The organism is Escherichia sp. E.sYA108 (genome assembly GCF_011754335.1).
GTDB classification, from domain to species: domain Bacteria; phylum Pseudomonadota; class Gammaproteobacteria; order Enterobacterales; family Enterobacteriaceae; genus Escherichia; species Escherichia coli.
Genome location: NZ_JAAQVZ010000001.1, coordinates 4,233,274 through 4,256,044 on the forward strand (window position 1 = coordinate 4,233,274; position 22,771 = coordinate 4,256,044).

The 22,771-nt window shown below is 52.4% G+C and carries 19 protein-coding genes; 6 read left to right on the plus strand and 13 right to left on the minus strand.

Features of this window, described 5'->3' with window-relative positions; all coding sequences use genetic code 11:
• Positions 1-31: 31 nt before the first annotated feature.
• The 7 genes from kefC to HBM92_RS20310 form a co-directional block, all read right to left on the minus strand.
• A complete protein-coding gene (kefC, locus tag HBM92_RS20280; protein WP_000377123.1) occupies positions 32-1,894 on the minus strand; it encodes a glutathione-regulated potassium-efflux system protein KefC in 1,863 nt (620 codons plus the stop codon).
• Positions 1,887-2,417, minus strand: a complete 531-nt coding sequence (gene kefF / locus HBM92_RS20285; RefSeq protein ID WP_000600725.1) for a glutathione-regulated potassium-efflux system oxidoreductase KefF — start codon at positions 2,415-2,417, stop codon at positions 1,887-1,889. Before kefF ends, kefC begins: the two co-directional genes overlap by 8 nt.
• A 107-nt stretch (positions 2,418-2,524) precedes the next feature.
• Positions 2,525-3,856: an MFS transporter gene (locus tag HBM92_RS20290; protein ID WP_001183207.1), complete on the minus strand. Its 1,332-nt coding sequence runs from the start codon at positions 3,854-3,856 to the stop codon at positions 2,525-2,527.
• 58 nt (positions 3,857-3,914) lie between these two features.
• Complete coding sequence (gene fixX / locus HBM92_RS20295; protein ID WP_000203741.1) at positions 3,915-4,202, minus strand: ferredoxin-like protein FixX; 288 nt, start codon at positions 4,200-4,202, stop codon at positions 3,915-3,917.
• Complete coding sequence (locus HBM92_RS20300) at positions 4,199-5,485, minus strand: FAD-dependent oxidoreductase (RefSeq protein WP_001287715.1); 1,287 nt, start codon at positions 5,483-5,485, stop codon at positions 4,199-4,201. Before HBM92_RS20300 ends, fixX begins: the two co-directional genes overlap by 4 nt.
• A 22-nt stretch (positions 5,486-5,507) precedes the next feature.
• Positions 5,508-6,449, minus strand: a complete 942-nt coding sequence (locus HBM92_RS20305) for an electron transfer flavoprotein subunit alpha/FixB family protein (RefSeq protein ID WP_001091509.1) — start codon at positions 6,447-6,449, stop codon at positions 5,508-5,510.
• Between the two features lie 14 nt (positions 6,450-6,463).
• Positions 6,464-7,234: an electron transfer flavoprotein FixA gene (locus HBM92_RS20310; protein WP_000692217.1), complete on the minus strand. Its 771-nt coding sequence runs from the start codon at positions 7,232-7,234 to the stop codon at positions 6,464-6,466.
• Positions 7,235-7,706: 472 nt separating this feature from the next.
• Here HBM92_RS20310 and caiT point away from each other — a divergent pair, with 472 nt between their 5' ends.
• From caiT to caiE, 6 genes are all read left to right on the plus strand, one after another.
• A complete protein-coding gene (gene caiT / locus HBM92_RS20315; protein ID WP_000787104.1) occupies positions 7,707-9,221 on the plus strand; it encodes an L-carnitine/gamma-butyrobetaine antiporter in 1,515 nt (504 codons plus the stop codon).
• 30 nt (positions 9,222-9,251) lie between these two features.
• Positions 9,252-10,394: a crotonobetainyl-CoA dehydrogenase gene (gene caiA / locus HBM92_RS20320; RefSeq protein ID WP_000347117.1), complete on the plus strand. Its 1,143-nt coding sequence runs from the start codon at positions 9,252-9,254 to the stop codon at positions 10,392-10,394.
• Positions 10,395-10,521: 127 nt separating this feature from the next.
• On the plus strand, positions 10,522-11,739 hold the full coding sequence (caiB, locus tag HBM92_RS20325) for an L-carnitine CoA-transferase (protein ID WP_000349942.1): 1,218 nt from the start codon (positions 10,522-10,524) through the stop codon (positions 11,737-11,739).
• A 72-nt stretch (positions 11,740-11,811) separates the two neighbouring features.
• Positions 11,812-13,365 carry a crotonobetaine/carnitine-CoA ligase gene (gene caiC, locus HBM92_RS20330; protein ID WP_001443163.1) on the plus strand — a complete coding sequence of 518 codons (1,554 nt, stop codon included), beginning with the start codon at positions 11,812-11,814 and terminating at the stop codon, positions 13,363-13,365.
• A 108-nt stretch (positions 13,366-13,473) separates the two neighbouring features.
• Complete coding sequence (gene caiD / locus HBM92_RS20335) at positions 13,474-14,259, plus strand: crotonobetainyl-CoA hydratase (RefSeq protein WP_000004399.1); 786 nt, start codon at positions 13,474-13,476, stop codon at positions 14,257-14,259.
• Positions 14,260-14,264: 5 nt separating this feature from the next.
• Positions 14,265-14,855 carry a carnitine operon protein CaiE gene (caiE, locus tag HBM92_RS20340; RefSeq protein WP_000122880.1) on the plus strand — a complete coding sequence of 197 codons (591 nt, stop codon included), beginning with the start codon at positions 14,265-14,267 and terminating at the stop codon, positions 14,853-14,855.
• A 118-nt stretch (positions 14,856-14,973) separates the two neighbouring features.
• Here the strand turns inward: caiE and caiF are convergent, their stop codons facing one another.
• The 6 genes from caiF to rihC all read right to left on the minus strand — a co-directional run bounded on the left by caiF (position 14,974) and on the right by rihC (position 22,757).
• Positions 14,974-15,369 carry a carnitine metabolism transcriptional regulator CaiF gene (caiF, locus tag HBM92_RS20345; RefSeq protein WP_000333104.1) on the minus strand — a complete coding sequence of 132 codons (396 nt, stop codon included), beginning with the start codon at positions 15,367-15,369 and terminating at the stop codon, positions 14,974-14,976.
• A gap of 260 nt (positions 15,370-15,629) precedes the next feature.
• Complete coding sequence (gene carB / locus HBM92_RS20350) at positions 15,630-18,851, minus strand: carbamoyl-phosphate synthase large subunit (RefSeq protein WP_001126335.1); 3,222 nt, start codon at positions 18,849-18,851, stop codon at positions 15,630-15,632.
• Positions 18,852-18,868: 17 nt separating this feature from the next.
• Positions 18,869-20,017, minus strand: coding sequence for a glutamine-hydrolyzing carbamoyl-phosphate synthase small subunit (gene carA / locus HBM92_RS20355; protein WP_001295757.1), 1,149 nt, complete (start codon positions 20,015-20,017; stop codon positions 18,869-18,871).
• Positions 20,018-20,472: 455 nt separating this feature from the next.
• The gene (dapB, locus tag HBM92_RS20360; RefSeq protein WP_000543585.1) at positions 20,473-21,294 is read right to left on the minus strand and encodes a 4-hydroxy-tetrahydrodipicolinate reductase; all 822 of its coding nucleotides are present in this window, start codon (positions 21,292-21,294) and stop codon (positions 20,473-20,475) included.
• Positions 21,295-21,454: 160 nt separating this feature from the next.
• Positions 21,455-21,820 carry a DUF805 domain-containing protein gene (locus HBM92_RS20365; RefSeq protein ID WP_000220882.1) on the minus strand — a complete coding sequence of 122 codons (366 nt, stop codon included), beginning with the start codon at positions 21,818-21,820 and terminating at the stop codon, positions 21,455-21,457.
• Between the two features lie 22 nt (positions 21,821-21,842).
• Entirely contained in the window at positions 21,843-22,757 is a 915-nt protein-coding gene (gene rihC, locus HBM92_RS20370) for a ribonucleoside hydrolase RihC (protein ID WP_001239157.1), read from the minus strand.
• Positions 22,758-22,771: the final 14 nt, after the last annotated feature.

Below are 22,771 nucleotides of genomic sequence, written 5' to 3' on the forward strand. Positions count from 1 at the left end.
AGCTGTAAAGCGTGATTTACGTCACTCTTTATTAGGATGAGGGCTTCGTTTCCGGTTCATCCGCCATATTGCCAGTATGTTTCCCTTCTTCGGTTCCCTGCCAGCCATGTCGTTGAATTAATGACAGATGTTCACGGTCTTCGGTAATGATCTCACTTAACATCGCGCTGGTGCGTTTATAGACCGCCGCACGGGCTTTGGTGTCGTTCTCAACCATTGCCATCTCTTCCACCATCTGAATATTAAAGCGGCGGAACACATCGGCACGTTCTCGCGCTTCATACGGCCCCAGACCTAAACTTTCCAGTGCCAGACGCCCGGTTTTCAGCGCACCTTCGAAGGTTTCACGCTCCGGCTTTTCAACGCCTGCCTGACGCAAACGAATGTAGTGGTCGACATCGCGGGCGCGGGCAATAATCTGCAAATGTGGGAAATGTTCTTTCACCATCTCTGTCAGTTGCAGGTTGGTTTGCGGATCGTCGATGGCGTTAATCAGCACTTCCGCTTTCGCCGCTCCGGCAGATTCCAGTAAATCCATCCGCGTGGCATCACCATAAAACACTTTCATACCGAATTTACGCAGCGTTTCGATATGGTCCGGGTCGTGATCGAGCACCACCATTTTCACCCCGCTGGAGAGCAGTAAACGTCCGGTTATCTGCCCAAAACGCCCGAATCCGGCAATGATTACCCGCGGCTGTTCTTCGTCGATCTCATCGGCTTCACGCGCCTCTTCAGTAGAAGATTGCTCAAGGCGATTGAGGATCACCAGCAGAATCGGCGTTGCCGCCATCGACAGTGCCACCGCCAGAGTCAGCGATTTCGCCCACTCTGGCTCCAGCACATTCGCCATCTGCGCCGCACCAAATACTACAAAGGCAAACTCACTGCCCTGTCCTAACAGCACCGCAAACCAGCGACGCTGTTTATTTGGCACCTGCAACGGTCGGGCAATCAGCCACAGCATGGCGATTTTGATGATGAGGAAGCCGAGCAGCAAAATAACAATGCGCAACGGATTTTCAAGCAGCGTGCCAAAGTCTATCGACATGCCAACGCCGATGAAAAACAGCCCCAGCAGCAAACCTTTAAATGGTTCGATATCGCTTTCCAGCGCATGACGGTATTCCGAGCTTGCCAGCAGTACGCCCGCCAGAAACGCGCCCATCGCCATCGACAAGCCGACCTCTTCCAGCAGCAAACCAAAGCCAAACACGAGGAATAACGCCACGGCACTAAACACTTCCCGCAAGCCAGAGCGGGCAACAAAACGCAGTGCCGGACGCGTGACATAGCGCCCCAGCAATACCACCAGCGCCAGCGCGCCCGCCACTTTTAACGCCGAGAGAACAAATGCGCCCATCGTCGTCGAGGCACTGCTCGCTGCCAGTAGCGGGATCATCGCCACCAGCGGGATCGCCGCGATATCCTGGAACAGCAGCACCGCAAAGGCACTGCGGCCCATTTGCGTCACCATCAGATTGCGTTCATTCATCGCCTGCATGGCAATCGCCGTAGAGGAGAGCGCCAGCGTCATGCCGATCAATTCTGCGACCTGCCAGCGCAGCCCAAGTAACATACAAAACAGCCCCAGCAGGCCGCCGCAAATCACCATCTGCAATGCGCCACCGCCGAACACTGCCGCACGCAGCTTCCACAGCCTTTGTGGATCGAGTTCGAGGCCGATAATAAACAGCATCAGCACCACGCCAATCTCTGCAAAGTGCAGAATAGATTCGGCATCGGTCACCAGTCGCAGCCCCCACGGGCCAATAATGCAGCCGGCGATCAGGTAGCCAAGAACCGATCCCAGACCGAGACGTACCGCAATGGGAACAATCAGCGCCGCCGAACCGAGATAAATCAGCGCCTGAATAAGCGTATGGCTATCCATGATGTGCCTCCTGCCATTCCAGCAGACGTTGCTTATAGTGCCGCGCCTGCCCTTCGAGGGTTTCGTCGTCACAAATAAAGGTGCAGTGCATGGCAAACGGTGGCAGCCAGTTCAGCCCGCAGTAGATTGCCGTCGCCTGTAGCGGCTGCGACAGCACATCAAACCCCGGATGCGCACCAATCTCAAAATGGCTTTCCCCGCCGCCGGTCGTCACCGCCCACAGCAAATGTTTGCCGTGCAGCGCCGTGCCGCCGTGACCGTAAGCCCAGCCGTGCGAGAAAACTTTATCGATCCAAAGTTTAAGAAGCGGAGGAATGCTGTACCACTGCATTGGGTGCTGCCAGACGATCAGATCGGCACGAGACAGCGCCTCCTGTTCGGCGGCAATGTCGATATTGAAGTCAGGATAGAGTTGATAAAGAGAGCGAATTTCGACGCCTTCCAGCGTCCTTGCCTGTTCAAGCATCCGTTTATTCGCATGGGAATGATGCGGATATGGATGCGCATAAATTATAAGAATCATAGGTAGCCCGCGTGATTACGCCTTTGTTTTCCCACAAAGTGTAGTCATATATTCACGCAGCTTATAGTCAATAATATTGATTCAGAAAAGAGAGAAATCTGAACAAATTACCCCATTCTCTGCCCGCGGATCGTCATATTGCTGGTCTGCGCCAGTGACATCCCTCGAGTCTCCGGGGCAAACGCTACGGAAATCAACAAGCCAAACAGCGAGATACCCGCCCCCATTAGCATCGTGTTACTGATACCGTAATTATTGATAAAGATCGGCAGTGCCCAGGTCGATACAATAGTGCCAATACGGCTTAAGGACATAATCACGCCCACGGCAGAGGCGCGGATATCCGTCGGGAAGAGTTCATTAGGATAGAGCCACTGCAAATTACCCGGCCCGCCAGAGAAAAAGGCATACACCGCAAAGGCCATCACTACCAGCCAGATCCCCATATCCGGGATCAGCCCCAAAACCGCCAGCGCCAGCGTCATCATGGCAAAGCTGCCAATCAACAATGGACGCCGTCCGGCAGTGTTTAGCCACAGCATCGGCGGAATACAGCCGAGCATAAAGAACAGGCTAATCACCACGTTCCCCAGCGCCGCGTTTTTGCCAACCCCCAATCCTAACAAACCAACGATTTGCGGGCCAAAGGTGTAAATGGCGAACATTGGGATCACCTGGCAGGTCCAGATGGCGGCAACAAACAGAACAAAAGGAAAATGGCGGCGATTAAACAGATCGCGAAAACGGGTTTGCTGCGGCTGCTCTTCCTCGAAAGCCACCGGTTCGCCAAACAGTTTTATCATCATCTCTTCGCACTCTTTTACTCGCCCTTTGCGTAACAACCAGCGGGGAGATTCAGGCAGTTCGAATCGACCAATCAAAATCAATAAACAGGGAATCGCTGCGCTACCCAGCATCCAGCGCCAGCCGCCTTCCACATCATAAAGCCAATAGCCGACCAAATCGGCGCAGGTCGCGCCGACATACCACATCGCGGCGATAAAGCTGATGGAAAACGCCCGCTGACGGGTACTGGAGAACTCGGTGATCATTGAGGTGGCGATGGGATAATCCGCACCGATAACAATGCCGATAAGTACCCGCATCACCAACAGTTCGACGGGGGATGAGACAAACATCGTCGCCACCGATATCACGCCGATGGCGATGATATCAATGAGGAACATTTTGCGCCGTCCGACTTTATCGGAGATATAGCCAAACAGCGATGTGCCAACGAACAGCCCGGCGAGCGTTCCCGCGCCCAGCAAGCCAATCCAGTCAGCGTCCAGTTTCAGCGCCGGAGTCAGTTGCTCCAGCGCCACGCCAATCATTACCAGTACATAACCATCCAGAAACGGACCACCGCTTCCCCACAGCAAAATGCGGCGGTGAATAGAGGAGAATTTAAGATCATCAAAGTTTCTGGACGGTTGCATGGGTTATTCCTGTTTTTTTGCAATGAGAGTCAGTACGGCATTACGTATCAAACCAACATCAGCCGTAACGGAACTCCACACCAAAGGTGCCGCGCGGGTATTCCCACTGTTCCAGCGCCGACCCCAGCCCCAGAATGCGACAGGTGCCGCACTCCAGACATCCGGCGTAATCGAAGCGCACACTGCCGTCATCCTGCTTCTTGTACAGACCTGCGGGGCACGCTTTCACCAGCAGCTCCAGGGCCTGTTTATCAGCATCGGCCTTCACAACGATGTGCGGATGCTCTTCATCGACATTGAATTTATTGACGCCCAGTTTGACGTCCACATTGACGGGAGAAGTCATAAAACGGTCACTCCTTTCATGCCATCCTTGATCAGATTGATGAAGCCCACTTTCTTGCCGTGGCGGAGGATTTTCTTGCGCATCAGTTCCGGCGCACTGCCGTCAATGGTGAACAGGTCACGCGCCACGCCCACCGCCAGTTCCGGGTAGCCGCTAAACATGCGTGGGTTATCAAGGAACGCCGGTAGTTTCTGGTACATGCGCATATCGCGCAGCGGGCCACTCTCAAGATGCTGACGATATTCCGCGAGTTTTTGCTTACTGAAATCGTCGCTTTTCATCGCTGAAAGCACAGTTTTTGCTGCTGCTTCCCCGGCGGCAATCGCCAGATCCATACCGCGAATGGTAAAACCGAGGTTCATACACATTCCGGCAGCATCACCGGCAATCAATACGCCGTCACCAACCAACTCCGGCAGCATGTTGATACCTGCTTCCGGCACTACGTGAGCGGAATATTCCACCAGCTTGCCGCCCGCGATCAGCGGTGCAACGGCCGGATGTTGTTTGAAATCTTCCAGCATTTGCGGCACCGATTTTTTTGCGTCATGCAGATGATGCAAACCACAAACCAGCCCAAGCGACAGGGTATTTTCATTGGTATAAAGGAAGCCACCGCCCATCAGGCCATCGGTGGGTGATCCCGCAAACAGGCAAGCCGCGCCCTGATTACCCTGCAACTGAAAACGGTCTTCGATAACCGACTTCGGTAACTCGATCAGTTCCTTTACGCCAACCGCCACATCCGTCGGTTTAACGCGTTTTGCCATCCCCAGCTTTTCGGCAAGGATGGAATTCACCCCATCAGCAAGGATCACCGTTTTCGCTTCAATCACATCGCCATCGGCTTCTACACCGACGACTTTGCCATCGCGCTGTACGAGGTTATCGACGCGGATCCCGGTAATTAACTGCGCGCCCGCTTCTTCAGCCTGCTCCATCAGCCAGGCATCAAATTTACTGCGCAAAACGGAGTAAGAACGCTGGGATGGCGAGGTTTCGTCGCCATTGCAGTAGTCCATAGTCATCGCTGACTTTTCCGTCATAAACGCGAGTTTTTCATGGGTGATCAGGCGTTCTACGGGGGCGGAGTCAGCGAAACCAGGAATAATGTGTTCCAGACTGTGGGCATAGAGACGCCCGCCGGTGACGTTCTTGGCACCTGCGGAATTGCCTCGCTCGATAACTAACACTTGCGCACCTTCGCGGGCGAGCACTAGTGCGGCAACCGAACCGGCAAGCCCTGCACCGACGATGATGGCGTCAAAGATATCTTCGGACATAAGAGCTCCCTGCCAGAGTGGATCAACGCGCTAAAGCTGCGGTCAGTGCCGGAAGGATCTTCACGGCGTCGCCAACAATGCCGTAATCCGCGAACTGGAAGATCGGCGCATTTTTATCTTTGTTGATGGCGAAAATGGTTTGCGACGCATTAGCGCCAACCATGTGCTGGATCTGCCCGGAGATCCCCACCGCCAGGTACAGTTCAGGTTTCAGCATCAGGTTGGAGATACCGACATAGCGTTCGTGCTCCATCCATTTTTCGTTTTCCGCCACCGGACGAGAACAGGCCAACTCCGCACCTATCGCCTTGCAAAGCTGTTCTGCCAGCGCAATGTTCTCTTTGCTGCCAATACCGCGACCAACGCTGACCACCAGGCGGGCTTTGTCGAGATCGACGCTGTTGCTCTGACGCGCCTGGGTTGCCGTGCGGGTAATCGCCACAGCCGGAGCCTGCCACTCCACGGTGTGCGTTTCGCCAGTGCGTGACGCGTCTGGCTGAGCCACATCGAACGTGCCGCTGCTGATGGTCAGTACCGCATACGGCGTGGCAATGCGTTCTTCGCCAATCGCCAGACCGCCGTAAACCATGTGTTTCACTGTCGCTTTACCGTCCTGCACGCTAACAGCGCTGGCATCGTTAGACACCGCCGCGTTAAGGCGGTAACCCAGTTTCGCCGCCAGTAATTTGCCGCGACGGGTGTTTGGCAACAGCACCAGACCGTCTGCGCCGTGCTGGCGAATAGTGTCAGCCATGACATCGGCGTAATCTTCGATCATCCGATCGTCCGGTTTGCCGCTTAATTTCCAGACATGATTAGCGCCGAGCTGGATTGCCTGTGCGCCGTCGGCATCATTGAGGACGAACGTGTTGATTTGATTAGCTAAAGCCTGCGCACCGTTCATCAGTTCCGGCAGACGAGAAGGGGTATCGCTGAATACCCAGACTTGAGAAAACGTGTTCATAGCATCCCCTGTAATTAAATGACTTTGCGAAGATTTTCAGCAAATGCGGCGATCTGTTCTTCGCCGTCGCCTTCAATCACGATGCGCTGACGCTCGCGCTGTTTCGGCGCGGCAACCTGTTGTTCTGACCAGGCTGCCTCTGCGTTAAAACCGATATCCGCCGCCGACCATACCTGGACTGGCTTTTTCGCCGCGCCGAGAATGGCTTTCATCGAAGGAATTTGTGGGGAGTTGATATCAGTGGAAACAGCAACAACCGCAGGCAGCGGAATGCTTAAGGTTTCTGTTTCATCTTCCAGTTCGCGCTCAACGGTGAGGGTATCTGCAGTCAGGGAGATAATTTTGCTGACGCCGTTAACTGCCGGAATATTAAGGATTTCGCCTACCAGCAAACCAACCTGCTGGGCATAAAGGTCGGAAGAACCATCGCCACAGAGGATCAAATCAAAGCCTGCTTTCTGAGCGGCTGCAGCCAGTACGCTCGCCGTTTGTTGCGGCAGTGCCTGCTCGAACTGGTCATCAATCACCACAATCAGTTCATCCGGACCGCGCGATAGCACATCTTTACGCCCTTTGGCGTTGGTCAGGGCTTTACCGCCCACACTTAAGGCCGTCACCTGCGCCTCTGCTGCCTGTTGCTTTAGCTGGCAAGCCGCTTCAATAGCGTTGAGATCGTATTGGCTTATTTTGGCATCGGCTTTGCTGAAGTCTAACGAACCATCAGCATTATTGACCGCAATATCCTGTTCATCAGGCACGCACTTATAGCAAGTAATAATCTTCATTGCATCTCCAGAAATCATGAAGGAAACGTCGTTCATATCGGTGGTGTTAATTACAGATATCACGCCCTTTAATTTGGAAATAAAACTTTAATCACCAATATTGAAAATGTCACACGCAGATAAATCCAACTTTCAATATTGTTAAGCTCCTCACCAATATTGAAAACATGGCGTAGAAAAAAGAAATTTTCAATATTGTTTTATGGATCACCAATATTGAAAGTCAGATGCTATTTTTTTACTCACAACAGAACATAACAAACTGATTAATAATCAAAATTAACGAAAAAATGCCCTCTATTCACCCGAAACAAAAATGTGATAACAATCACAGAATGCAGCTTATTGAATACCCATTATGAGTTAGCCATTAACGCGTCCACGAGGTTAATAATAATTATATTAAATGTTAACAAAAATAAAACAAACGGGAACGCAAAATAAATGTTCGTTTTCACAGTGGAATTAACTCATGAAGAATGAAAAGAGAAAAACGGGAATAGAACCGAAGGTTTTCTTTCCGCCGTTAATAATCGTCGGCATACTTTGTTGGCTTACAGTCAGAGATCTGGATGCGGCGAATGTCGTTATTAATGCTGTATTCAGTTACGTCACCAATGTATGGGGATGGGCATTTGAATGGTATATGGTGGTGATGCTTTTCGGCTGGTTCTGGCTGGTGTTTGGCCCGTATGCCAAAAAGCGTTTAGGTAACGAACCACCAGAATTTAGTACCGCCAGTTGGATCTTTATGATGTTCGCCTCCTGTACGTCTGCTGCCGTACTGTTCTGGGGATCGATTGAGATCTACTACTACATCTCCACCCCGCCGTTTGGCTTAGAACCGAACTCAACAGGCGCGAAAGAGTTGGGGCTGGCTTACAGCTTGTTCCACTGGGGACCTCTGCCGTGGGCCACTTACAGCTTCCTTTCAGTCGCCTTCGCTTACTTCTTCTTTGTCCGCAAAATGGAAGTGATTCGCCCCAGCTCCACCCTGGTGCCGCTGGTAGGTGAAAAACACGCCAAAGGGTTGTTCGGCACTATCGTCGACAACTTCTATCTCGTCGCCTTGATCTTCGCGATGGGTACCAGTCTGGGCCTTGCCACGCCGCTGGTGACCGAGTGTATGCAATGGTTGTTTGGCATTCCGCATACCCTGCAACTGGACGCTATCATCATTACCTGCTGGATTATCCTCAACGCCATTTGCGTCGCTTGCGGTCTGCAAAAAGGGGTACGTATCGCCAGTGACGTGCGTAGTTACCTGAGCTTCCTGATGCTGGGTTGGGTGTTCATCGTCAGCGGTGCCAGCTTCATCATGAACTACTTCACCGATTCGGTGGGGATGTTGCTGATGTATCTGCCGCGCATGTTGTTCTATACCGATCCCATCGCTAAAGGCGGCTTCCCGCAGGGCTGGACCGTGTTCTACTGGGCATGGTGGGTGATTTACGCTATCCAGATGAGTATCTTCCTCGCCCGCATCTCCCGTGGTCGTACCGTGCGTGAACTGTGCTTCGGCATGGTGCTGGGGCTGACAGCGTCAACATGGATCCTGTGGACTGTACTCGGTAGTAACACTCTGCTGTTGATAGATAAAAACATCATCAACATTCCAAATCTGATCGAACAGTACGGTGTGGCGCGCGCCATCATCGAAACCTGGGCCGCTCTGCCACTCAGCACCGCCACCATGTGGGGCTTCTTCATCCTCTGCTTTATTGCCACCGTTACGCTGGTTAACGCCTGCTCTTATACCCTGGCGATGTCCACTTGCCGCGAAGTGCGTGACGGCGAAGAACCCCCGCTGCTGGTGCGCATTGGTTGGTCAGTTCTGGTTGGCATTATCGGTATTGTTCTGCTGGCGCTCGGCGGCCTGAAACCGATTCAAACCGCCATTATCGCCGGAGGATGCCCGCTGTTCTTCGTCAACATCATGGTGACGCTCTCCTTTATTAAAGACGCGAAACAGAACTGGAAAGATTAATTAACCCCCAAAATATCAAGAGGTTGAAAGATGGATTTTAATTTAAATGATGAGCAGGAACTGTTTGTCGCCGGTATCCGCGAACTGATGGCCAGCGAAAACTGGGAAGCCTATTTTGCCGAGTGCGACCGTGACAGCGTCTACCCGGAACGTTTTGTCAAAGCCCTGGCGGATATGGGTATCGACAGTCTGCTGATCCCTGAAGAGCACGGTGGTCTGGACGCGGGGTTTGTTACTCTCGCCGCCGTGTGGATGGAACTGGGTCGTCTGGGAGCGCCAACTTACGTGCTGTATCAGTTACCGGGCGGGTTTAACACCTTCCTGCGTGAAGGTACGCAAGAGCAGATCGACAAGATCATGGCTTTCCGCGGCACCGGTAAGCAGATGTGGAACTCAGCGATTACCGAACCGGGCGCAGGCTCCGACGTGGGTAGCCTGAAAACGACTTATACCCGTAGAAATGGTAAGATTTATCTTAATGGTAGTAAGTGTTTTATTACCAGTAGCGCCTACACCCCGTACATCGTGGTGATGGCGCGCGACGGGGCTTCTCCGGACAAACCTGTCTACACCGAATGGTTTGTTGATATGAGCAAACCGGGCATCAAAGTGACCAAACTTGAAAAGCTCGGTCTGCGTATGGATAGCTGCTGTGAAATCACTTTTGACGACGTGGAACTGGACGAGAAAGACATGTTCGGTCGGGAAGGTAACGGCTTTAACCGCGTCAAAGAAGAGTTCGACCATGAACGTTTCCTGGTAGCCCTGACCAACTACGGTACGGCGATGTGCGCCTTTGAAGATGCGGCGCGCTACGCCAACCAGCGCGTGCAGTTTGGCGAGGCTATTGGTCGTTTCCAGTTGATTCAGGAAAAATTCGCCCACATGGCGATCAAATTAAACTCCATGAAAAACATGCTGTATGAAGCAGCGTGGAAAGCAGACAACGGCACCATCACCTCTGGCGATGCAGCGATGTGCAAATACTTCTGCGCCAATGCGGCATTTGAAGTGGTGGATAGCGCAATGCAGGTGCTGGGCGGTGTCGGGATTGCGGGCAACCACCGCATCAGCCGCTTCTGGCGTGACCTGCGTGTAGACCGCGTTTCCGGAGGATCTGACGAAATGCAGATCCTGACGCTGGGTCGCGCGGTGCTGAAGCAATACCGTTAAGTCCGTGCGCTGCCTGATGCGACGCTGACGCGTCTTATCAGGCCTACGGGAGCACGAAGATGGCCGGATAAGGCGTTTACGCCGCATCCGGCAGTCATGCGCTACATAAATTTTTCAGGAGCTAATAATGGATCATCTACCCATGCCGAAATTCGGGCCGCTGGCCGGATTACGCGTTGTCTTCTCCGGTATCGAAATCGCCGGGCCGTTCGCCGGACAAATGTTCGCAGAATGGGGGGCGGAAGTTATCTGGATCGAGAACGTCGCCTGGGCCGACACCATTCGCGTTCAACCGAACTACCCGCAGCTCTCCCGCCGCAATTTGCATGCGCTGTCGTTAAATATTTTCAAAGATGAAGGGCGCGAAGCGTTTCTGAAATTAATGGAAACCACCGATATCTTCATCGAAGCCAGTAAAGGTCCGGCCTTTGCCCGTCGTGGCATTACCGATGAAGTCCTGTGGCAGCACAACCCAAAACTGGTTATCGCTCACCTTTCCGGTTTTGGTCAGTATGGCACCGAGGAGTACACCAATCTTCCGGCCTATAACACTATCGCCCAGGCCTTCAGTGGTTACCTGATTCAGAACGGTGATGTTGACCAGCCAATGCCTGCCTTCCCGTATACCGCCGATTACTTTTCTGGCCTGACCGCCACCACGGCGGCGCTTGCAGCACTGCATAAAGTGCGTGAAACCGGCAAAGGCGAAAGCATCGACATCGCCATGTATGAAGTGATGTTGCGCATGGGCCAGTACTTCATGATGGATTACTTCAACGGCGGCGAAATGTGCCCGCGCATGACCAAAGGTAAAGATCCCTACTACGCCGGTTGCGGTCTGTATAAATGCGCCGACGGCTACATCGTGATGGAACTGGTGGGCATTACTCAAATTGCAGAGTGCTTTAAAGATATTGGCCTCGCGCATCTGCTCGGCACGCCAGAAATTCCGGAAGGCACTCAACTTATACACCGTATCGAATGCCCTTACGGCCCACTGGTAGAAGAGAAACTCGATGCCTGGCTGGCGGCACATACCATCGCAGAAGTTAAAGAACGCTTTGCCGAACTGAATATCGCCTGTGCCAAAGTACTTACCGTACCGGAACTGGAAAGCAATCCACAGTATGTGGCTCGCGAATCAATCACTCAGTGGCAAACGATGGATGGTCGCACCTGCAAAGGGCCGAATATCATGCCGAAATTCAAAAATAACCCCGGACAAATCTGGCGCGGAATGCCCTCACATGGCATGGACACGGCTGCCATTTTGAAAAATATCGGCTACAGCGAAAACGACATTCAGGAGTTGGTCAGCAAAGGTCTGGCCAAAGTTGAGGACTAAACGCGTGGCGTCAGTCAACTTGCCTGACTAGCGCCCGCCCAATAACAAACGAACAAAATGGATAGAGGTGCAATGGATATCATTGGCGGACAACATCTACGTCAAATGTGGGACGATCTGGCGGACGTTTACGGTCATAAAACGGTGCTGATTTGTGAATCCAGCAGCGGAGTCGTTAACCGGTATAGTTATCTTGAGTTAAATCAGGAGATTAACCGCACGGCAAACCTGTTTTATACGCTGGGGATTCGCAAAGGCGACAAGGTTGCTCTACATCTCGACAACTGCCCGGAATTTATCTTTTGCTGGTTCGGGTTGGCAAAAATTGGCGCGATTATGGTGCCGATTAACGCCCGCCTGTTGCGCGAAGAAAGCACGTGGATCCTGCAAAATAGCCAGGCGTGCCTGCTGGTGACCAGTGCGCAATTTTATCCTATGTATCAACAGATTCAGCAGGAAGATGCCTCTCAGTTGCGGCACATTTGCCTGACAGATATGGTACTTCCCGCTGATGATGGCGTGAGTTCGTTTACTCAACTGAAAAATCAACAACCTGCCACCTTGTGCTATGCACCGCCGCTATCGACTGACGATACGGCGGAAATTCTCTTCACCTCCGGCACCACCTCCCGACCGAAAGGGGTGGTGATAACTCATTACAACCTGCGCTTCGCTGGATATTACTCCGCCTGGCAGTGTGCACTGCGTGACGATGACGTCTACCTGACGGTAATGCCTGCGTTTCATATCGATTGCCAGTGTACTGCGGCGATGGCGGCGTTTTCTGCCGGGGCCACCTTTGTGCTGGTCGAGAAATACAGCGCCCGCGCCTTCTGGGGACAGGTGCAGAAGTACCGCGCCACCATTACCGAATGTATTCCGATGATGATTCGTACGTTGATGGTGCAGCCGCTTTCAGCGAACGATCAGCAACACCGCCTGCGGGAAGTGATGTTTTATCTCAACCTGTCGGAGCAGGAAAAAGACGCGTTTTGTGAACGCTTCAGCGTTCGCTTGCTGACGTCTTATGGGATGACGGAAACCATTGTGGGCATTATCGGCGATCGCCCTGGCGATAAACGGCGCTGGCCGTCGATTGGTCGGGCGGGCTTTTGCTACGAAGCGGAGATCCGCGACGATCACAATCGTCCCCTCCCGGCTGGTGAGCTCGGTGAAATCTGTATTAAAGGCGTACCAGGGAAAACCATCTTCAAAGAGTATTTTCTCAACCCGAAAGCCACTGCGAAAGTGCTGGAAGCCGATGGCTGGCTACATACCGGCGATACCGGATACCGCGACGAAGAGGGCTTTTTTTATTTCGTCGATCGCCGCTGCAATATGATCAAACGCGGTGGCGAGAATGTCTCCTGCGTGGAGCTCGAAAATATCATCGCCACCCATCCCAAAATTCAGGATATCGTGGTTGTGGGTATTAAAGATTCGATTCGCGATGAAGCCATCAAAGCATTTGTGGTGCTGAATGAAGGTGAAACATTGAGCGAAGAGGAATTCTTCTGCTTCTGTGAACAGAATATGGCGAAATTTAAAGTGCCCTCTTATCTGGAGATCAGAAAAGATCTGCCACGTAATTGCTCGGGGAAAATAATTAGAAAGAATCTGAAATAAATGAAACGGCAGGGAACTACCCTGTCAGCTAATAATCACGCTCTAAAACAATATGCATTTTTTGCAGGGATGTTGTCGTCCCTGAAAAAGCAAAAATGGAGAAAAGGAATGAGTGAATCATTACATCTGACCCGCAATGGATCAATTCTGGAAATTACCCTTGATCGTCCAAAAGCGAATGCTATTGATGCAAAAACCAGCTTTGAAATGGGCGAAGTATTTCTAAATTTCCGTGACGATCCGCAATTACGTGTCGCCATTATTACCGGTGCCGGAGAGAAATTCTTTTCCGCGGGCTGGGATTTAAAAGCGGCAGCAGAAGGCGAAGCACCGGATGCTGACTTTGGCCCGGGAGGTTTTGCGGGATTAACCGAAATTTTCAATCTCGACAAACCGGTCATCGCCGCTGTGAACGGCTATGCCTTTGGCGGCGGCTTTGAACTGGCGCTGGCGGCAGATTTTATTGTTTGTGCCGATAACGCCAGCTTCGCCCTACCGGAAGCCAAACTGGGCATCGTTCCTGACAGCGGCGGCGTGCTGCGTCTGCCGAAGATCCTGCCGCCTGCCATCGTCAATGAAATGGTGATGACCGGCAGACGAATGGGCGCAGAAGAGGCGCTGCGTTGGGGGGTAGTCAACCGCGTGGTTAGCCAGGCGGAACTGATGGATAACGCCCGCGAACTGGCGCAGCAGCTGGTTAACAGCGCTCCGCTGGCGATTGCGGCGCTGAAAGAGATCTACCGCACCACCAGTGAAATGCCGGTAGAAGAAGCGTATCGCTATATTCGCAGCGGCGTGTTGAAACACTATCCGTCGGTTCTGCATTCGGAGGATGCCATTGAAGGGCCGCTGGCGTTTGCCGAGAAGCGCGATCCAGTGTGGAAAGGACGTTAACAACCGTGAGCTATTACGCCTTTGAGGGGTTAATTCCGGTTGTTCACCCGACGGCGTTTGTCCATCCCAGTGCAGTATTGATTGGCGATGTGATTGTGGGAGCCGGTGTCTACATCGGCCCACTCGCCTCACTGCGTGGTGACTACGGGCGGTTGATCGTGCAAGCGGGAGCCAATATTCAGGATGGCTGCATTATGCATGGCTACTGCGACACTGACACCATCGTTGGGGAAAACGGTCATATCGGGCACGGAGCGATCCTGCATGGTTGTGTGATTGGTCGCGATGCACTGGTCGGGATGAACAGCGTGATTATGGATGGCGCGGTCATTGGCGAAGAGAGCATTGTTGCCGCTATGAGCTTTGTCAAAGCGGGCTTTCGCGGCGAGAAACGCCAGTTGTTGATGGGTACGCCAGCCCGCGCTGTACGCAGCGTGAGTGACGACGAGTTACACTGGAAACGGTTGAATACCAAAGAGTATCAGGATCTTGTCGGGCGCTGTCATGCAGCGTTACATGAAACGCAGCCACTGAGGCAAATGGAGGAAAATCGCCCCCGTTTGCAGGGGACGACGGATGTGACGCCGAAACGGTAACATCGTCGGATGCGGCATAAACGCCTTATCCGACCTGGCTGTAAAGCAACCGTAGGCCGGATAAGATGCGCCAGCATCGCATCCAGCGACCAGGTCGCACGGTATCAACGAAATGACATTAACGACGCATACTCTTTGACAACATCATCTGCCACTTCTGCTCGCGGTTAAGTTCCGTGAGCGGAACGGCAGGAATACGCGGCGTCTTTCTTACGCCGACTAATTTATCCCGGCTGTTATTGCGCAGGCGCGCGTAAATTTGCTCATCGATATCAACCACTTTTACCAGTCGCTGGCACTGGCATCCCCGCCCTTCCAGCTTATTAGGGATCATCTTAACTTCGCAGCTTATTTCTGTGACTTCCGACAGAATATAAGTCAGGGTATTAACCGCCTTGCTGTGTTCAATATCGAAATGAATAGAGATCTCTCTTGCTATCACCCACCGGTTTTCAGCCATCATCCATTCGGCGATTAACAAATAGAGTGGTTTTTCAACACATCCTTCACACATACGAACTCCAGTTTCACAAATTAAAAGACTGGCTATGACTCGTTTTGCAGCAATTAAACAAGGCCATATTAAAATTGTGGATATATCGATAGTATGCAACTTCACCGTCGATAAGTGTGAGCTAAATCCTGCTTATGTCATCAAAAATATCGATTCCCCAAAAGATTTACTTAATGGGCAAAAAAAACGGTCCTCATCAGAGAACCGTATTAGTTATTCGATCAAATTAGCGGATGAAAAATATCCGCCATGACACGCTATTATTTGATCTGCGCGTGCATTTCCTGCACCGAAATTACTTTTTCGGTCGCATCGGCATTCAGCGCCATCGCGGTGGCAAAGCCGCCGTTCAGGGTGGTGTCGTAATGCACTTTATATTGCAGCGCACTGCGACGGATCACGCGGGAGTCTTCAATCGCACGACGACCTGAGGTGGTGTTGATGATGTAGGTATATTCGCCATTCTTAATACGGTCCTGAATGTGCGGACGGCCTTCATGCACCTTGTTCACCAGACGCGGATTGATACCCGCTTCGCCCAGCACAATCGCCGTGCCGTGAGTCGCATCCAGCTCGAAGCCCTGTTTCAGCAGTTTTGCCGCCAGGTCCACCACGCGTTCTTTATCGCCTTCGCGCACGGAAAGCAGCGCACGACCGTGTTTCTTCATGGTGGAGTTGCTGCCCAGCTGCGCTTTGGCAAACGCTTCAGCGAAGGTGCGGCCCACGCCCATTACTTCCCCGGTAGAGCGCATTTCTGGCCCTAACAGCGGGTCAACGCCCGGGAATTTATTGAACGGCAGCACCACTTCTTTCACCGAGTAGTACGGCGGGATAACTTCTTTGGTTACGCCCTGCTCAGCCAGCGATTTGCCAGCCATCACACGCGCCGCCACTTTTGCCAGCGGTACGCCGGTGGCTTTGGAGACGAACGGAACGGTACGCGCCGCACGCGGGTTAACTTCAATCAGGTAGACTTCGTTGTTTTTCACCGCAAACTGCACGTTCATCAGGCCGCGCACCTGCAATTCGAAGGCCAGTTTCTGCACCTGCTGGCGCATCACATCCTGAATTTCCTGACTTAAGGTGTAGGCTGGCAGCGAACATGCGGAGTCACCGGAGTGCACGCCCGCCTGCTCAATATGCTCCATGATGCCGCCAATCAGCACCACTTCGCCGTCGCAGATGGCATCCACGTCAACTTCTACTGCGTCATCAAGGAAGTGGTCCAGCAACACTGGCGCATCGTTAGATACGCTGACCGCTGTCTGGAAGTAGCGACGCAGGTCAGCTTCGTCATAGACGATTTCCATCGCCCGACCGCCGAGAACGTAAGACGGACGCACCACCAGCGGGTAGCCAATCTCTTTCGCTTTCTCAACCGCCATTTCGATGGTGGTAACGGTGGCGTTCGCCGGTTGTTTCAGTTTCAGACGCTCAACCGCATGCTGGAAGCGTTCACGGTCTTCCGCACGGTCGATGGCATCCGGGCTGGTACCGATAACCGGTACGCCAGCAGCTTCCAGCGCGCGCGCCAGTTTCAGCGGGGTCTGACCGCCGTACTGAACGATAACGCCTTTCGGCTTCTCAATACGCACAATTTCCAGCACGTCTTCCAGCGTTACCGGTTCGAAGTAGAGGCGGTCGGAGGTGTCGTAGTCGGTGGAGACGGTTTCCGGGTTACAGTTAACCATAATGGTTTCATAACCATCTTCGCGCAGCGCCAGCGAGGCGTGTACACAGCAGTAGTCGAATTCGATACCCTGACCGATACGGTTCGGGCCGCCGCCGAGCACCATGATTTTTTCACGATCGGTGGACGGATTCGCTTCGCACTCTTCTTCATAAGTGGAGTACATGTAAGCGGTGTCGGTGGCGAACTCTGCCGCACAAGTATCCACGCGCTTGTAAACCGGGTGCAGATCATACTGGTCGCGCAACTTGCGGATTTCCGCTTCGCGCACGCCCGCCAGTTTAGCCAGACGCGCATCGGCAAAGCCTTTGCGTTTCAACTGGCGCAGGAATTCAGCGTGCAGGCCAGTGATGCCCACTTCTGCGACTTTCTCTTCCAGACGCACCAGCTCTTCAATCTGTACCAGGAACCAGCGGTCAATGTTGGTCAAATTAAATACACCGTCTACAGACAGGCCCGCGCGGAAGGCATCAGCGATATACCAGATACGCTCTGCGCCAGCATCTTTCAGTTCGCGGCGGATTTTAGTCAGCGCTTCCGGGTCGTCGAGGCTCACTTTCGGGTCGAAGCCAGTCGCGCCCACTTCGAGGCCGCGCAGGGCTTTTTGCAGAGATTCCTGCTGCGTGCGTCCAATCGCCATCACTTCGCCAACCGATTTCATCTGGGTGGTCAGACGGTCGTTCGCACCGGCGAATTTCTCGAAGTTAAAGCGAGGAATTTTGGTGACCACATAGTCGATGGACGGTTCGAAGGAGGCCGGAGTACGCCCGCCGGTGATGTCGTTCATCAGCTCGTCGAGGGTGTAACCCACCGCCAGTTTCGCCGCCACTTTGGCAATCGGGAAGCCGGTGGCTTTCGACGCCAGCGCCGAAGAACGCGACACACGCGGGTTCATTTCGATAACAATCAGGCGACCGTTCTTCGGGTTCACCGCAAACTGGACGTTAGAACCACCGGTTTCAACGCCGATTTCACGCAGTACCGCCATCGAGGCGTTACGCATGATTTGGTATTCTTTGTCGGTCAGTGTTTGCGCTGGCGCTACAGTAATAGAGTCACCGGTGTGGATACCCATCGCGTCGAAGTTTTCGATAGAGCAAACGATGATGCAGTTGTCGTTTTTATCACGCACCACTTCCATCTCGTACTCTTTCCAGCCGATCAGCGACTCATCAATCAGCAGCTCTTTGGTCGGGGAGAGATCCAAACCGCGGGCGCAAATTTCTTCAAATTCTTCACGGTTATAAGCGATACCGCCACCGCTACCGCCCATGGTAAAGGATGGGCGAATAATGCACGGGAAGCCAACTTCAGCGGCAACCGCCAGCGCTTCTTCCATTGAATGAGCGATACCGGAACGCGCAGTTTCCAGACCGATTTTCTTCATCGCTACGTCGAAACGGCGGCGGTCTTCGGCTTTATCAATCGCATCGGCAGTGGCACCAATCATGGTGACGCCGAACTCTTCCAGCACGCCCTGACGCTCAAGCTCCAGCGCACAGTTCAGCGCCGTCTGCCCCCCCATGGTTGGCAGCACCGCGTCCGGGCGCTCTTTTTCAATAATCTTGCGTACCACTTCCCAGTGAATCGGCTCGATGTAGGTTGCATCAGCCATTTCCGGGTCGGTCATGATAGTCGCCGGGTTGGAGTTCACGAGAATGACGCGGTAACCCTCTTCACGCAGGGCTTTACACGCTTGCGCGCCAGAGTAGTCAAACTCACACGCCTGACCGATAACAATCGGGCCCGCACCCAGAATCAGGATACTTTTTATATCTGTACGTTTTGGCATGGCTCTTTTACTCCTGATTACTTAGCGGTTTTACGGTACTGCTCAATTAACGCGATAAAGTGGTCAAACAACGGCGCGGCGTCGTGTGGACCAGGGCTGGCTTCCGGGTGTCCCTGGAAGCTGAACGCCGGTTTATCGGTACGATGAATGCCCTGTAACGTACCGTCGAACAGGGATTTATGTGTGACACGCAGGTTTGCAGGTAATGTTGCTTCATCCACCGCAAAACCGTGGTTCTGGGCGGTGATCATCACCACATTTTTCTCAACATCTTTAACCGGATGGTTGCCGCCGTGGTGACCAAATTTCATTTTGACAGTCTTCGCACCGCTCGCCAGCGCCAGCAGCTGATGGCCGAGGCAGATGCCGAATACCGGAATATCGGTTTCGAGGAATTTCTGGATGGCGGTAATGGCGTAATCGCACGGGGCCGGGTCGCCAGGACCGTTGGAGAGGAAGATGCCGTCTGGATTCATTTTCAGCACATCTTCCGCAGAAGTTTGCGCCGGAACGATGGTCAGGCGACAGCCTCTATCCACCAGCATACGCAGGATGTTGCGCTTGGCACCGAAATCGTAGGCCACGACGTGGTACGGCAGCTCGTCTTCTTTTTTCGCTTCTGGCAGGCCGCCGGTCAGTGTCCAGCTCCCTTGTGTCCAGCTATAGGGTTCTGCGGTGGTTACTTCTTTTGCCAGATCCATGCCGTTCAGACCTGGGAACGCGCGGGCTTTTTCTAATGCCAGCGCCGCATCCGGGTTATCGCCTGCGATAATGCAGCCATTCTGAGCACCTTTCTCACGCAGTAAACGCGTCAGCTTACGGGTATCGATATCGGCAATCGCCACGATGTTATGGCGCTTCAGGTAAGAAGAGAGGTCTTCGGTATTACGGAAGTTGCTGGCAATCAGCGGCAGGTCGCGAATCACCAGACCTTGGGCATGAACCTGAGAAGATTCTTCATCGGCGTCATTAGTGCCGACATTGCCAATATGGGGATAAGTAAGAGTAACGATTTGACGAGAATAGGAAGGATCAGTGAGGATTTCTTGATAACCGGTCATTGAAGTATTGAAAACGACTTCCCCAACCGCCGAACCTGTTGCCCCTATGGCCCGACCGTGAAACTGGGTTCCGTCTTCCAGAACCAATAGCGCTGACTTAATCAAAACACCCTCCAGAGAATATTCACTCACTTTATTTGCATATTAATTCACAATGATGACGTAAATCAATGCAAATCTGCTTACCGACGAATTTCTGGCAAACGGCGGCATTCTGGAGATATGGGAGCTAAAAGTCAACTTAATGGCGGGATTTTTTATATTATTTTGTGGCTCATGCATGTTTTAAAGGCATTAAGCGACAAAAAGATCATATAACATGTTCTGGAAAACGCTTGCGCAGCAAGAAGATTGCATGAAATCAAAATGAGCAGAAAAAAGTGGACCAAATGGTCAAAATTTACATTAAAACAACAAAAACAGAATACAAAATATGTAATTTTCAGCATTTGCATTAAATTTAAAAGCATAACACTAAAAATAAAAGGGCCAAAAATTAAAGCCCTTTATATTCAATGAATTAAATGTGTTATTTTTGCATCACAATAAATATCTTATGGTTACAGATTATTGAGATCAAGCACATCTCGCATATCAAAAAGACCACTTTCCTTACCACTCAACCACAAAGCCGATCTTACCGCACCGTTAGCAAATGTCATGCGGCTGGATGCCTTATGGGTGATCTCCAGACGCTCGCCAATATCGGCAAACATCGCGGTATGTTCGCCAACGATGTCACCTGCACGCACGGTGGCAAAACCAATGGTGCCAGGCACACGTTCACCGGTATGGCCTTCACGACTGTAGACCGCGCAATCTTTCAGATCTTTATCAAGAGCGTGGGCGATCGCCTCTCCCATTGCCAGTGCGGTGCCTGACGGCGCATCAACTTTATGTCTATGATGTGCTTCAATAATTTCGATATCGGTGTAGTCCCCCATCACTTTGGCTGCTTTCTCCAGCAGTTTAAGCATGACGTTAACGCCAACGCTAAAATTGGCGGCAAAGACAATCGCAATATCGGCGGCGGCGTCACGAATCGCCTGTTTACCGGCTTCGTCAAACCCCGTAGTGCCGATCACCATCCCTTTGCCATGCTGGCGACAAAAAGCGAGATGGTTCAGCGTACCTTCCGGACGGGTAAAATCGATAAACACATCAAAATCATCTTTTATCGCATCAAGACTACTTTGCACAGTAACGCCTGTTTTCCCGGCTCCGGCCAGTTCGCCCGCATCGCTGCCCAGTAAAGAAGATCCTTCGCGCTCCAGCGCCGCGCCCAGCTGCACGCCTTCTAATGCCAGCGCCGCCTGAATCAACTGGCGGCCCATACGGCCCCCGGCTCCCGCGATGGCAACGCGGATGTTTGCATCATGCATAGCTATTCTCTTTTGTTAATTTGCATAGACCGTTTTCAGAGTAACCAGCGCATCGCTACGCCGCCAGCCAAAAACGCTGATAATTAGAAATTAATGATAAACAGGGAGGGATATCAGTGAAAGGCATGACGCAGAAAGTGATGCGTCATACCCTCTGGCATTATGCCTGGTCTTGTGACTTTGACGGCAGGCAGCACAGTATAAGCAGAATTACGCCCGTAACAGGGATCAACACGGCAATGGTAACCCACCACCCTGAATATCCGATATCGTGCATCCTTCTGACGGCTAACGCTATCGCCGGTACGGCAAAAATCAACGTTAAAATAAATGACACGGGCAGCGCAAAAAAAATGAAAACACCATAGTCATTGTTAATTGTTACCGCTAACCACCAACATAAAAGCGGAAGCAGACAGATAACGCCACTACCAATCATAAACGACCAGAACTCGAAGCGATTGGAAACACCTTCATAATTAAAGATGTTTTTCCACCCTTCCAGATACGCTTCTCCATACGTCATAGAACACTTCCTTGTTTTATTATTAGAGCGCCAGGGCCAGCACCTCAGCCACCCACTGCTGGAAGCCTTTCACATCCAGATCCAGCGCCACCTGTACATTGGCTGGTTTGCCCAGGCAACCGTCGATATCAACAACCGTCGTGCCTGAGGTAAATTCACCCTGAGTTTCTACCGCGACAAAACACGGTTTGAGAGTGAACAATTCCGGGCGCACCAGCCAGGCGATAGCGCAAAGATCGTGCATACGTAGTCCACTTTGCATACTGCCGCTACGGTAGTGGCTAAACAGGGCGTGTAGCATTTTTCCGGTGCGATTCAATTCCGGCAAAGTAGCGAGATAGTCAGGGGTTAATATTGCCTGATTGGTGACATCCAGACCGCACATGACGATTTCGATGCCGCTACGGAAGACACAGGCTGCCGCTTCTGGATCGGCAGCGATATTAAACTCGGCGTTTGGTGTGCAGTTGCCGCGACCAGCAGAACCGCCCATGATCACCAGACGGCGAATATACGGCTTACATTCCGGGCATTGTGAAAGTAACAGCGCAATATTGGTTAACGGGCCGATGGCTACCAGGGTAACAGGCTCTGGTGCACGCATCAGGGCATCCCGAATCGCCAGAAACGCCGGTACCTCGAGCGGCTTTCGGTTGTGCTCAACAAAGTCGTAGCCAGCCATTCCCGATTTGCCGTGCACAGATGCCGCATCACGCGGTGCGCGTACCAGCGGCACAGCGGCTCCCTGGGCGAGCGGAATCTCCGCATTCCAGAAATGCAGCAGTTGCAGGGCGTTGCGGGTGGTTTTCTCTACCGAGACATTACCCGCGACGGTAGTCATCAGTTGCAGGTCGAGTTCGGGAGCAAAAATCGCGGCTGCAATGGCGACGGCATCGTCAATGCCGGGGTCTGTATCGAGGAAGATAGGTAAACGCATGTTTTCTCCATAAA

Coding starts and splice junctions, on each gene's coding strand:
- kefC (WP_000377123.1), bottom strand. CDS start 1,894: ATGGATAGCCATACGCTTATTCAGGCGCTGATTTATCTCGGTTCGGCG.
- fixX (WP_000203741.1), bottom strand. CDS start 4,202: ATGACTTCTCCCGTCAATGTGGACGTCAAACTGGGCGTCAATAAATTC.
- caiB (WP_000349942.1), top strand. CDS start 10,522: ATGGATCATCTACCCATGCCGAAATTCGGGCCGCTGGCCGGATTACGC.
- caiT (WP_000787104.1), top strand. CDS start 7,707: ATGAAGAATGAAAAGAGAAAAACGGGAATAGAACCGAAGGTTTTCTTT.
- dapB (WP_000543585.1), bottom strand. CDS start 21,294: ATGCATGATGCAAACATCCGCGTTGCCATCGCGGGAGCCGGGGGCCGT.
- caiC (WP_001443163.1), top strand. CDS start 11,812: ATGGATATCATTGGCGGACAACATCTACGTCAAATGTGGGACGATCTG.
- caiA (WP_000347117.1), top strand. CDS start 9,252: ATGGATTTTAATTTAAATGATGAGCAGGAACTGTTTGTCGCCGGTATC.
- HBM92_RS20290 (WP_001183207.1), bottom strand. CDS start 3,856: ATGCAACCGTCCAGAAACTTTGATGATCTTAAATTCTCCTCTATTCAC.
- HBM92_RS20310 (WP_000692217.1), bottom strand. CDS start 7,234: ATGAAGATTATTACTTGCTATAAGTGCGTGCCTGATGAACAGGATATT.
- caiD (WP_000004399.1), top strand. CDS start 13,474: ATGAGTGAATCATTACATCTGACCCGCAATGGATCAATTCTGGAAATT.
- caiF (WP_000333104.1), bottom strand. CDS start 15,369: ATGTGTGAAGGATGTGTTGAAAAACCACTCTATTTGTTAATCGCCGAA.
- HBM92_RS20305 (WP_001091509.1), bottom strand. CDS start 6,449: ATGAACACGTTTTCTCAAGTCTGGGTATTCAGCGATACCCCTTCTCGT.
- rihC (WP_001239157.1), bottom strand. CDS start 22,757: ATGCGTTTACCTATCTTCCTCGATACAGACCCCGGCATTGACGATGCC.
- HBM92_RS20365 (WP_000220882.1), bottom strand. CDS start 21,820: ATGACGTATGGAGAAGCGTATCTGGAAGGGTGGAAAAACATCTTTAAT.
- HBM92_RS20300 (WP_001287715.1), bottom strand. CDS start 5,485: ATGTCCGAAGATATCTTTGACGCCATCATCGTCGGTGCAGGGCTTGCC.
- carB (WP_001126335.1), bottom strand. CDS start 18,851: ATGCCAAAACGTACAGATATAAAAAGTATCCTGATTCTGGGTGCGGGC.
- kefF (WP_000600725.1), bottom strand. CDS start 2,417: ATGATTCTTATAATTTATGCGCATCCATATCCGCATCATTCCCATGCG.